Source organism: Paenibacillus sp. FSL R10-2796 (genome assembly GCF_037965315.1).
In the GTDB taxonomy this organism is placed as follows: Bacteria; Bacillota; Bacilli; order Paenibacillales; family Paenibacillaceae; genus Paenibacillus_AQ; species Paenibacillus_AQ odorifer.
The window spans coordinates 877,918-891,030 of the sequence record NZ_CP150178.1 but is presented as its reverse complement, the minus strand read 5'-3'; the positions used below and the strand labels follow the sequence as shown (position 1 = coordinate 891,030).

General features: G+C 39.7%; 8 protein-coding genes and 2 pseudogenes. 2 read left to right on the top strand and 8 right to left on the bottom strand.

Translation table 11 applies throughout. The features are described from left to right. Positions 1-100 precede the first annotated feature (100 nt). From scfA to NST58_RS04035, 4 genes and pseudogenes are all read right to left on the bottom strand, one after another. Positions 101-250, bottom strand: coding sequence for a six-cysteine ranthipeptide SCIFF (gene scfA / locus NST58_RS04050; protein ID WP_076098734.1), 150 nt, complete (start codon positions 248-250; stop codon positions 101-103). A 391-nt stretch (positions 251-641) separates the two neighbouring features. Then, positions 642-1,017 (bottom strand): annotated as a pseudogene (locus NST58_RS04045) (hypothetical protein); the annotation flags it as partial. A gap of 52 nt (positions 1,018-1,069) precedes the next feature. Continuing rightward, entirely contained in the window at positions 1,070-1,852 is a 783-nt protein-coding gene (locus NST58_RS04040) for a response regulator (protein ID WP_036684791.1), read from the bottom strand. Beyond that, on the bottom strand, positions 1,827-3,413 hold the full coding sequence (locus NST58_RS04035) for a histidine kinase (protein ID WP_051491355.1): 1,587 nt from the start codon (positions 3,411-3,413) through the stop codon (positions 1,827-1,829). The genes NST58_RS04040 and NST58_RS04035 overlap by 26 nt, the downstream gene beginning before the upstream one ends. A gap of 272 nt (positions 3,414-3,685) precedes the next feature. On the opposite strand from NST58_RS04035, the gene NST58_RS04030 reads away from it, so the two are divergent. Further along, positions 3,686-5,476, top strand: coding sequence for a flavocytochrome c (locus tag NST58_RS04030; RefSeq protein WP_339246363.1), 1,791 nt, complete (start codon positions 3,686-3,688; stop codon positions 5,474-5,476). A gap of 172 nt (positions 5,477-5,648) precedes the next feature. On the opposite strand, the pseudogene NST58_RS04025 reads toward NST58_RS04030, so the two are convergent. After that, positions 5,649-7,007: pseudogene (locus NST58_RS04025) on the bottom strand (IS3 family transposase). A 143-nt stretch (positions 7,008-7,150) separates the two neighbouring features. Beyond that, on the bottom strand, positions 7,151-7,711 hold the full coding sequence (locus NST58_RS04020) for a hypothetical protein (protein WP_076282538.1): 561 nt from the start codon (positions 7,709-7,711) through the stop codon (positions 7,151-7,153). A 167-nt stretch (positions 7,712-7,878) separates the two neighbouring features. Here NST58_RS04020 and NST58_RS04015 point away from each other — a divergent pair, with 167 nt between their 5' ends. Continuing rightward, complete coding sequence (locus NST58_RS04015) at positions 7,879-8,691, top strand: recombinase family protein (protein WP_339246360.1); 813 nt, start codon at positions 7,879-7,881, stop codon at positions 8,689-8,691. 680 nt (positions 8,692-9,371) lie between these two features. Here NST58_RS04015 and NST58_RS04010 read toward each other — a convergent pair. Then, complete coding sequence (locus NST58_RS04010; protein ID WP_339246357.1) at positions 9,372-10,499, bottom strand: ATP-binding domain-containing protein; 1,128 nt, start codon at positions 10,497-10,499, stop codon at positions 9,372-9,374. Then, positions 10,496-13,024, bottom strand: coding sequence for a DEAD/DEAH box helicase (locus tag NST58_RS04005; protein ID WP_339246355.1), 2,529 nt, complete (start codon positions 13,022-13,024; stop codon positions 10,496-10,498). Before NST58_RS04005 ends, NST58_RS04010 begins: the two co-directional genes overlap by 4 nt. Positions 13,025-13,113 lie beyond the last annotated feature (89 nt).

Below are 13,113 nucleotides of genomic sequence, written 5' to 3'. Positions count from 1 at the left end.
GCACACAAGTAGAAACGGCTTCGCCATCCTTTAGGGATAGTATCCATTTCTTAAAAATAGCCGCCCATCAGCAGAGCAATGGGCGGTAAAATTCCGAATCCTATCTGTTCATTGCATTTTCACACTTCTGGTTTGCAACGCCGCAGGAAGTTTTACAAGCGGACTGGCAAGAGGTCTGGCATGCGCCGCATCCGCCGTGTTTTGCGGTATCCATCAGTTTGCGGGTGCTCAGTGTTACGATTCTTTTCACGATAAATAACTCCTTCTGTAATTTCTTGTGATCACTTTCGCTTAATTTCCATGGAACATCGTAGCAACATCACGCAGGTACGTCTATGATGCCTGTCACCTAGCAGAGCAGAGAGGGGTTAAACATAAGCATCAACACTAATTTTCGTGCAGTCTTTCATGCTTGTGATCGTAGGATGCGGTAGCGGGAACCAGAGTCAGTGCAATACTAAAAAAGTGAAACAAAAAAGAGACGGCAATGAAGCCATCTCTTTAACAATGATTTTTTCTCATACTTGTCCGTAAAGTCCAATAAATATAAGGATCTCATAGCACTGTATCCTTCCTTACCAGTAGAGCGACACTCTCCACATGCGTGGGTGGACAATGTGAACAAACTTATATGAGGAGTCCTAAGACACTTCCGGACAGTTTATCTGCTCTTGACGGCTTAGTTCATAAAAATATTGCACAATTGGATGCTTTAACTTCATCTTCTCGCTCATGTTTAAAATCCGCTTTTCCCCAACTCGTCTGTCCACTAAGGCTAGAATATTCTATAAGATATCGTCGCTTTCTAAGCTCTCCTCTATGGAAATAGATAAATACTTAGTAGCTATAACAATAAAGTTCGATTTACTTAATGATGTCTGAGCTGACAAAAGCTCCTTTGCAAGTTCTGATATTTTCTGCTTCTTGCAATGACTATTAGACGATCCTCCGGGATGATCCCTTACTAACTTTTCTAACCGCTTCAATTTCTTCATGGTTGTTAAGAATTTGAAGATCTGAACCGAGCATAACATCTATGGCGTGCTGCAGAGGGACGAGAATGGCCCTCCTATCCATAACCGAACGGATGCTTTTTGTACTCTAAGGGGCTTGAGCCGACTCTATTTTTGAACACACGACTAAAATAGTACTGGCTCTTATACCCTACCTTCACGGCCAGATCCCCGATTTTGATATTCGGCATTACGTCATCCAGAATCTCCTTCGCCTTCGATATCCGAAGCTCAGTGACATAGTCAAGGAATGAAGCACCGATTTCTTGCTTCATACGCTTGCTAAGATAGGTTTGGTTGATATGAAATAGTGCTGCTACTCGAGTAATAGACAGCTCCGGATCCTGATAATGACTGTCAATATACTCGGTCACTTTTTGGATAAGCACTGTTCCATCCCCTGTATACCCGGGAAGCTCCCGCTCCTTATCCACCCTGCCTTCATGTGAATGCAAAGGATATTTTACCTGAAGATGCTCATCGATCCGATGAAGCAGCTTGTTCAGATCACTCTTCGGCACAGGTTTCAATACATAATCGAATGCTTGCAGTTGCACGGCTTGACGCGCATATTCAAAGTTATCGTACCCGCTGATGATGACAACCAGAACCGACGGGCAGCGTTCGCGCAATATGTTCATCAGATCGAGCCCATTCATATTCGGCATGTTGATGTCCACAAGACATACATGTGGTGGGGCTTCCTCCACCATATTCAATGCTTCGTTTGCACTTTTCGCTTCTCCTGCAACCTCAAAAAGATACGGACTCTCCTCAATGTATTGTCGCAAGCCTTTGCGAATGATCGTTTCATCATCGACGATGACAATCTTCCACATCTTCATTCCACTCCCCGTCCAAAGGTATTCGAATGACCATAACGGTAATGCCATCTTCGCTCTTCACTGCAAGGCCATATGGCACTCCGTAAGCTAGTCGAATGCGATGGTTTACACTGTATAGCCCAAAGCCTGTGGCAGAACGATCATATGTATCATCAAGAAGGGCTTGATTTATCTGCTCAAGCTTCTCTTCCGGAATCATAACCCCATTATTTTCAACCTTAATGACCAAATAATCGGCCTGTTGATATGCTGTAATCGAAATTTTGCACTTTTGATCCCCAAGTGGCTTAATCCCGTGATAAATCGCATTTTCCACCAAAGGCTGCAGCATGAAGCGAACGACTTGGCACTGAGCAAGCTTTTCATCATATCGAAGCTCGTAGTCCAGAATCTCCTCATATCGCACACCTTGAATATGAAGATAACTCTCGACATGGTACAACTCCTGATCAAGAAGAATGTAGGGACTGCCTGTGCCAAGCCCTAATCGGAAATACGCGCTAAGCGCTTCCACCATCTCCACCACATTGTCTGCTCCATGTTCCGTTGCCATCCACTGGATCGTATCCAATGTGTTGTATAAAAAGTGCGGCTTGATCTGCTCATGAATCAGTCTGAGTTCCATCTCCTTTCGGTCCTGCTCCACAGCGTATAATTGAACAAGCATGTCATTGAAGCTTCGTCCAAGATCGCCGATCTCATCCGAGCGCGTAACATCTGCTCGTATGGTTTGGTTGCCGTTCTGCACATTTTCCATTACCTGGCGAAGCGACTGAATTGGACGAATAATGGAAGAAGCAAGCAGCACCAGAAAGACGATAAACGCACTACCGATAAGAACGCCTACCAGCAATGCAGTCCGCTGGGTTTTGATCACCGCTAACGATAGACTTGAATTCGGTACTTTTAGTACTAACTTCCAGCCTTCCACATTTTGAATTGGAGCCTCAAATACACTCATGTTCTTCTTATCTGCTGTATCCTCCGCTCCATCTTCTTCACCCAGCTCTCTGCAATCGACGATAAGCTGGCCTGACTGGTCATATAGCATTACATCTTGAGCAATCTCCCTCATCTTCTTGACGGAGACGGCTGCGGCAATATAAGCTACCTCATCATTCACCGATGGATTCACGCGATAAAGAATGACGACGATTTCGGCTGCATTCGCTTTGGATACGATCGGATTGCTTACCACATAATTGGAATCTGAATTCAGCAGTTTTCGATAGTAGGGTCGGTTTAGTATCGAAAAAGGCTTGTCCCTTGCTGACCAGGAATTTCCGTGAATATCCACCACGCGTATGGATTCGTACTCTACTTTCTTCTTCGCCTCGAACTTATCGAACTCTTGCAGCAATTCATCTCGTGTCCACTGATGGTCCGAAGCTAGAGAAGCAAGCATGTCTATCTCTCCAATGCGCTGATTAAACCAATAATCAATCTGGTCGCTGCGTGCAGTAACCACTTGCTGCGTTAAGTTCTTATTCAAAGGGACAACCGTATGGTTCATCTCCAAATATATTGTTACAAGCAATGCAACGAACAGCAGCAAGAAGCAGCCTCCTGCGATTAACGTAATTTTTAAGTGAATTGATTTCATTGTAATCATAGCCCTTCACAATATCCGTTTCTTACATGCCCGAAAAAGACAAAAAAACACTAATCTGTGCAAATACATAATGCTGTACTAAATCTATAATAGGTCTTGTGCATATTTTCACATGAAATAACATTCATGTCTAGGCTAGAGATAAAGGATTTGCCTAGCAAATCTTCCTCTCCCTAGTGTATGTAACCAATCCACAACAGAATGAAGGAGATATTATGCGAACTCACACGAAAAAGCTGTTATCTATTCTACTAGTCCTCAGTCTTATGTTCACGCTTGCTGCTTGCGGCAGTAAAGATGCAGAGCCCGCTGCAGATGCAAACGGAGTTCAAGTCTTTGAAGGAGTTGGGCAAGGTAAACATGGCGATATTAAAGTACAAGTCTCCTTATTAGATAACAAGATCACTGACATTAAAGTGACAGAGCATAAGGAAAATGAAGTACTTGCAGAACCTGTTTATACACAGCTCAAGCAAGATGTCATGGCAACTAACAGCGCAAAAGTTGATGCCATTAGCGGATCTACAGTTACAAGCAAAGGATATCTCGAAGCCATTCAAGATGCAATTACGAAGTCTGGACTTACCCTTGTCGCTGGCGCTGCAGTCAGTGGAAGCAAAGACAAAGAAGAAGTCGAGCAAACCTATGATGTTGTCGTCATCGGTGCCGGGGGTGCTGGCTTTAGTGCGGCTATCGAAGCGAAGAGCGCTGGAGCTAATGTAGTTCTGCTCGAGAAAATGCCAGCTGTTGGCGGCAACACATTGATCTCCGGTGGTGAGATGAATGCGCCTGACAACTGGGTTGAACGTGCTCTTGGCATCACAGATGACACGGCTGACTTGTTCTATAATGATACGATGAAAGGCGGAGACAACCTCGGGGATCCAAAGATGGTTCGTATTCTTGCCGACAATGCTCTAGCATCTGCCGAATGGCTGCGCGATGATATCAAGGTAGAGTTCTTACCTGATCATCTGTTCCAATTTGGTGGCCATTCCAGAAAACGTGCGTTGATTCCTGTAGGTCATACAGGTGTTGAATTGATTACTAAGTTAAAAGCCAAAACAGACGCTGATCAAATCACGATCAAAACGAATATGAAAGCCGAAACCTTGCTGAAGGACGAAAGCGGCAAAGTAACAGGTGTAACTGCGACTTCGGGTACTGGCGACAAGATCACATTCCATGCGAACAAAGGCGTCATCATCACTACCGGTGGTTTTGGATCCAATGTAGAGATGCGTAAGAAGTATAACCCTACAATGGATGAAAAATATATGACTACCGATACACCAGGATCTACAGGTGACGGTATCGTTATGGCAGAAACGATTGGCGCCAAACTGACAAACATGGAGAGTATTCAAACGTATCCAATCTGTAATCCTGAGACAGGTGTTATTTCCCTGGTTGCAGACTCCCGCTTCGATGGTGCGATCCTGATTAACCAAGAAGGCAAGCGCTTCGTTGAGGAATTAGAACGTCGTGACGTTATTTCTAAAGCAATTCTTGCCCAAACGGGTGGATATACGTATCAATTATGGAATCAAGGCATTGAGGATATTGGTAAAACGATCGAAGTTCATCAAGACGAATACGATCAACTCGTTAAACAAGGCTTGCTCTTTAAAGCCGATACGATTGAAGAGGCGGCTGATTTCTTTAAAATTGACGTGAACACTTTGAAAGAAACGATTAATAAAGTAAATGATTATGCGAAAACAGGTAAAGACCTTGATTTCAAACATCGCGGTGGATTGAAATCTCTTGAAAAAGGCCCTTACTACATCGAAAAAGCTGTACCCTCCGTTCACCATACAATGGGCGGCTTGGTGATCGACGAGAAGACTCGCGTTTTGAATGAAAAAGGCGAAGTCATCCCTGGGTTGTTCGCTGCAGGTGAAGTAACAGGGGTCATTCATGGTACAAACCGTCTTGGCGGTAATGCCATCGCTGATATCTTCACATTCGGCCGGATTGCAGGCCAACAAGTTGTAGCAGAGTAATCTTATTTTTTGTGTAACTGCTCTATTAATAAGTTAGCCTTAAAAACGTGCAAGATAACTTGTAGAGTGCCGGTTGACTGCTAACTTTCAAGCTGCCCTCTATGACATAGCAAACCGCCCTGTTCGCAACATTGCGAATGAAGTGCCCCCTTAAAGTTAGACAGGTATATAATTAAGCGACTTGTTGGGCCTGAGTTCGGTACTGTACCGGACTCAGGCCTTTTAGTTTTGCCTTAATTCGCTTGTTGTTGTAATAATCGATGTATTTTGATAGCTCTTGTTTGAAATGTGTGATACTTTCGAATTCCTTTAAATATAGAAATTCAGATTTCATGATACCAAAAGAAGTTCTCAATGACGGCGTTGTCGTAGCAATTACCTTTACGGGACATACTTTGCTTGATATCTCGTTCTTCAAGGGCATGACGATACTGCTTCATCTGATAGTGCCAGCCTTGGTCAGAATGAATAAGGAGGTTATCTTCATCGGTTAATCGACGGAATGCTTGATCTAACATCGTTGAAACAAGCGAGTAGACCGGCCTTGAACCGATTGTATACGTAATAATCTCACCATTATATAGATCTAGAATTGGAGATAAGTACAGCTTTTCTCCAAATAATTTGAACTCTGTAATATCCGTAACCCACTTCTCATTTGGATTCTCAGCGTGGAAGTTACGTTCTAATATGTTCGGTGCGAGTTTGCCAATCGTCCCTTTATAGGAACGATATTTCTTCATACGTACCACACACTTTAAACCCAATACCTTCATCAGGCGTTGTACCTTTTTATGATTCACATGGTGTCCTCGATTCACTAACTCGTCACGAATACGACGATAACCATAACGACCCTCATGCTCCTCGTAAATCGCTTGAATAACGTCTTTTAGCTCCTTATCTCTATCGGGCATACCAAACGTTTTTACCACGAAATAATACGTACTACGAGGGATATCTGCTAGCTGCAGGAGTGCTTTCACCGAAAATTCGTTCCTTAGTTCATAGACTACTCGTGCTTTGTCTTGTTTGGTGATTTTTCCTTGTTTTGAACTAAGGCATTCAACTTTTTTAAATATGCATCTTCCATTCTCAAACGCTCTACCTCTGCTTGTAATGCCTCAACAGACCCTTCTTTTAACGTTTGAATCTTTCGTTTATTAGGTTCTTTTTTCATGGATGGACGCCCCTTCTTCTTTGGTTGTAGGGCGTCCATTCCATGTAACTCTAAGCTTCTATGCCAGCTTAAAATGGTACTATGACTCGCAATATTAAATATCGCAGCCGTTTCTCTAACAGACGTCCCGAATTCGTTCATATAATTAAGTACGTCTAGTTTAATCTGTGCAGGATATGATGTATAGCCCTTTTTAAAAGCTTCTTCACCATGATGCTCATATTGACTAATCCAGTTTGAAAAGACAGAATGGTGAATCCCGATTGATTTTGCAATGGTTTTCAAGCTCTCGGATCCCTTTTTATAACGCATAATAGCTTGGATTTTTTCGTCTGTACTGTACCTGGTCATAAAAAAACTGCACCTCCAAATGTTAGTTATGTCTAACAATTGGGGTGCAGTTCATAATTAGGCGGTCAATTTTGAACTATCGTGTCCCATTAGCGTAATAGTTCTTTTTAATTTGTGATTGAGCTATAAATTCTTTTGCCTAATTACTTTAAACTTAACTTATTTAATATCTCTATAAATTGACTTTTAGTTTCAGGCTTCTTATCATTTTTTGTGAAGTTTAACATATAAATAGCCTTTCCTTTTATAGGTAGTGATGCATAATAAATATCATGTGTTCCTGTAATACCTGAGGCAGCAGAACCATTATCGGAATCTAATGTAATTAATCTAGATTTACCCAAAGGTAGATCAATATATTCATCATTAGTTACACTACTATGATTAGGCATTTGTGTTAGAAAATTAAAGTTATCCATGTAGTTAATTGCACTAACTGTTCCTCTATTCTCGTCGTTTTCATCTAAAAAATTATATACAACAGTTTCACTTTTATCAAGCTTCCAATCTTTAGGTAACACAATATTTAACAATGTTAAACTATCTTGATTGTTTACAATCTCGTTAGAAGACTCTCCATTATTTTGTTTTGCTTGGTTGGTTGAGGTTGATATTCCTTCCCGCTGCAGAGCTTCGACATTAGAACAAGCCGAACAGATCAGCATAAAAATTAAAAGGCATGAGCTAATAGCTTTGTTTCTCATAAATACCTCCTGTATTTGTTATTATTGCTTTAGACTATATATACGCTTATAAAGTTTTAAGTTTGTGGAAGTAATATGAAGAAGCTACCAACTTTATTCAACAATCCTGCCAGTTAGCTTAACGTGAACATCTATAGGAGAACGCTAAGTCATCCGAACGTATAAAGTTGGGACTACAATCTAGTGCAAGACAGGGTACACGTCCAGTTTCAATTCCGCCATACGGATACACGTTCAACGAGACGACAAACGCCCTTGAAATTGATGAGAATACCGCCCCAATCGTGCGAGAAATATTCGAGTTATACTTACACAAAGGTCGGGGAATATTCACGATAAGCAATGTCCTAATGCGTAGGAGTATTCCGACACCAAGGGCTAGCGCGGGTGTTTCAAATGCAGGCACCAAATGGCAACAGAGCACGATTAAGGGCATTTTATCCAATCCCGTATATCTAGGTAATCTTGTTTATCGGCGTGAAGAAACGACAGGAACACTTGCAGAATCGGAACTATATAAAATTCGCAGAAAAGTCGAAGCGGATAAGCAAATTATTACCGTAAACACTCATCCTGCATTAGTGTCTGACGAAGATTTCGAAGCGATTCAAGTACTCATACGTAAGAAGGGTACGCATAAAAGCAACGGTAAAGAAAGCCTGTTTTCCTATATCGTTGTTTGTCCTGCTTGTGGTAGCGGAATGCACTTCAAGCTCGATAGACGTAAAGGGGCGTATGTTTGCGGCGGATACGTTAAATATACATCTAGTTACTGCTCGTCGCATATTATCGCAGAAAAAGAATTACTACAAGCAGTTAAGGACGACCTAGCGGCGTTGGTTAGGGATAACGTAAGTATGGATAGGCTATACGGTATTGCCGAGGAAAAAGCTAATTCGGTACACACTAATACCAAAAAGGAATTGGCGCGTATTGACAAAGAATTAGCCGAAATGGATAAACGCTTTGACAAGCTGTAAAGTCTACACGTTGATGATAAGATTACGTCAGAGCAATTCAAGCAACAAAACGAACGAATAGTAAAGCAACAACAAGAATTATCGAATAGAAAAGCTGAACTAATTGTATTGTTTGAAGCAAGGCAAGACCTCACCGAACAATTACAAGTTTTCAAAAAAGAAATAGAACGGTTCTCGACCCTCGACATTAGCGATGTACAGGTCGTGAAACACGTTCTAAAAAGGTTAATACAGAAAATTGAAGTATTCGAGGGCGAAAAGATTAAAATTCACTATAATCTCTCTAACCCTCTTCCACAGAACTAAGATACAGTTTAATCGGCTGTGTCTTTTCTTTCAAGTCTTACTGTACACTCCACATGCACCGTATGCGGAAACATGTAGCACTAGGATGTGAGCTGTTGCAATCCGCAGAAACCTTGATTTGAGGGGATTTTTGCCAATTGGCTTGCGATCTGTTTGGCTGCAATCCGATGGTTTCTGTTGATGTTTTACATCAATTTTACATCAACAGAAACCCGTCAATGTCCTTTTATTATAAGGGGGCATCCACTTTGGTCTATCATTCTGACATTGGAAAAATGATTTTGAGACTACACGCTCAAACCTAGTAGTTTTATATCTTTAGGTCTGAAACAATTTAGTATTGTGTTAGAACCTGCATTGTTGATGGGAACAAATCACCTATTTTTTATCCATGTTTGAATTTTACTCTCTATTAACGTTGCATCCAAACTTCCGTCTAATCCATCCTCGGTAATTATCAAATTTCCAAGAGTCTCTGAAATTCCCACACTTTCATAATTTGCCTTTTTCTCGCCCCAACGCTCTTTGTATGATCTATCTCTTAGCATTCCAAGATGCTCTAAATAAGCAATTTTGCCTTGGTAGCGTAGAGTAAAATCAGGAATATAGGTTTTACCACTAACATTTAAAGGTTCTTCATAGAAATACTCAATTTTCATCTTATCGAGAATATTAGCCACAATTACTTCGGACTTTGATCTAACCATTTCACCACGTATCGTTTTATGGATCAACTTTTCTTCAAAGTACCGTTTTTGTTTACTAGACTCTATCTCAATGATGTTTGGAACTTCAAATAAGTCTGTATACCTTTGTTTGGTATCCGAGTACCAGTCATTCGCATACTGAACTAATTCTTGAATTAACAAATCACTTAATACAATTAGTTTTTCTCTTTGACGAGAAAACGCTGTATACAAAAGTTCTTTTGTAACAAATGAACTTTTACCATTTATGACTACTATGGTTTTACCAAAGCTAGAACCCTGCGATTTGTGAACTGTAAGAGCATAAGCAAGTTCTAACTTAGAGTCGCTATTATCACCACCAAAATCAGCTTTAGTATATGAAAATACTTTTCCCTCAAATGAGCCAAAACGAAATTTATACCAACTAGTATTCTTATCATTCTTGCCATAGTGGCTTGGATAATCCGTCATAATACCAATTTCACCATTTGCAATATATGCTTTCCCCGATGAACCATCCCAGTAATCCTTCTCACCATTTACATTAGATATGACTTTATCCCCGTAAACAATGTTTTGAACAGATTGAGGACTGTTTTTTGACCATGAATATGTACTCCATTGCTCGACAATGTCCTGACGATATTTTTGGTGAAGTTGATTATTCAAATAATAGCTTCCTGCACCAATAAATTTAGTTGGAGATAAAACTTGCCAGTCTTCTATATGTTCACTAGTTGGATAATTTGTATATTTGCCTACAGTAGCTCCCAAACTTTTATTGAAACCATCAATATCATTTTCATTTGTCATATTTGTAATTTCCACCAATTCTTCAAAGAACACTTTTCTAACTCGTCTAAATCGGTGTATTGAATGTATTTAAGACGATTATCTGTTTGATTGTTTTGAATACGGTAAATTACATCTTTATCGACTGAATCCGAATTTGAGAATATTTGAGCAAATGATAAATCATCACCACCTGAGCCTTGTCTCATCTCAGTTTTCAATGTTGCGACCTTTTCAGGATAAGCACTCACTAAATAACTAATCAAATCGACAAATGGGCGTCCTGCTCCTATTGGAGGTAATTGATTTGGATCCCCTATAAAGATAAGTCTTTCAGCATGAGAATCAACAAGCTTTAATATGCCAGCAAACATATCTTCAGTCAGCATTGAACTTTCATCGATAATAACTGTTTTGGCAATACTCGAACTAGGTTGGCTTGGCAGTTTATAAGCCATTGTGTTCCTACTGAATCCTTTTGAACGAATTAAAAATTGTGCCACGGTCATAATCTCAGCTACAACACTATTCTTCTTAAATGAATTCTCAAGTTGAACTCTTGCTTTCCCAGTAGGGGTCAATGCTAATACTCCACCAGCTTTAATTTCTTTAGAAGAAGCAAAAATTCCCAATGCTGATGTTTTACCCGTCCCAGCTCTCCCTAATAAGACAGATATTCTAGACGATTCAAGTATTTTTAATGCTGTCGACTTTTCATCACGAGCCAATTGATCGTTTTCTTCATTATTTTCTTGAAGCTTTCCAAATTGGTTATCAATAATTTTTTTCCAGTTTTGTTCACTAGATAAACTAGTTTCTAAACGGCTATTTACTATATCGACTACCAATTGTTTATAATCTTGATATTCTTTCAGTTTGATGTAAGAATTTTCGACATCAACGTATAATTCACCTTCCTGCAAAAACTCTAAAACACCTTCAATTTTTTCAGTTTGAAAATCCGTTTTTTGATCTAATGGTAATTTATTAATTTCTTCAATAATTTGATCATAGCTGAGTAAAGTATGGCCTTGATTTGCGGCTTGAACTAAAACAAATATTACCATAGCTCTAAATCGTCGCTTATCACTTTCAGTTCTCATTTTAGTTGGTTTATTTAGAGGATATTTATTATCCACCAATGGATTCACAAACATTGCATTATCGATTTGGGAAATAGTAACTTGATGTTCGTCCTTTTCTTTTCGTGTAAGTTCGAATAATATGTATGGGTTTTCAACAATTTCAGCTGCATAAATTTTCAGCTCACCCCAAGCATAAATTGCTTGTTCAACAGAGAGATTCAATCGAGACAAAAGTTCGAAATATCGAGTTTTGTTTTCATCTCTTAGTAAGCCAGAAAACTCATCCTCTTTGTCAGCCAATCCGTCATCCAGTTTCTCATTGCCAGTTTCTTTCTCACCTGAAAAATATAACTTCAACTCAGAAATCAAGTCGTTTTCAGAAGTATCAATATGATGAGCAACATCGAAACCATATCGAACACCGAAAGCTGATAAAATTGAACCTACTCCTGGGAAAATACCACGTTGATTCCAAACGCTTTTTAATTGTTTATCAACATACTCAAGTTGAACATTAACCCATTCATGATTGGCTTCTTTTAGCTTGAGGTTAGCTATATTTTTCAATGCACTTTTCGCTTGATTTAGAACATCAATAGCCGCATCGTAGCTGACCCATTCAGCTGCATATGAAAATTCCGATCTAAAACCTACCGCTTCAAACAATGTGACACTCGATACATCAAAATCAGGATGCTTTTTTATATACTCTGAAATTTCATGATATGGCATTAAAAAGCCATCTTTACCATCAACTCTTATTGAATGAGCTGCATTTGTCTCCCAAATGTAGTTCTTTTCGTCACTGCCTCCATTAGACTCATACTCATGAATTTCTACATTTGATACTATATTTCCTATTCCAGCAATTACACGCCGATTATCTTCGATAAATGGAACTTGTTTGTAATATGGAAAGATCAATGAATTGTGCGGACTACTTCCGGAAAAGAAGTAATCGAAAATCCCCTTTTGAGATTCTCCATGCGATACCCACGCACTTGACCAGTTCAGCATTTGTTCTGTTTTTTCTAAGTCAAAATAAAAATTGTAATACTTTTGTTTCTCAATAGCATTATCCTTTAAAGTCCATGAAAAAGGGCGCAATAAGAATGAATAAGGTTCCATCCCAAAAGTTGTTTCTTCAAAATGCTTGAATTTAGCATTTCCTTTTTTATATGGATGGTTGATTTTAAGGTAAAGCTTGGTATCACTCATGAACGCAGCATTCTCTGTAATCCAGTTTTGCATCCTTACTGGTCCTACTTGTTCGTAACTTTTACCTCTATTTGCTTCCTCAAACTCTAAGTCCCGTGATGATGCAATGTTAGGGATTACTTGAGCAGCTACATTATACCTAGGATTATTGTCAATTCGCCCAGTATACTCGTTATCCTTCCATGGAATTCTTGTTGAAAAGTGCTGCACATAGTTTGTTTGTGGTTTAGCTTTCTTACTCATTAGCCTCTCTCCTCCTAAACCTCTATTACGTAATACCTTCTACTATAATAAACTGGCCTCCAAAAAAACTCGTAATTACCTTATAACGT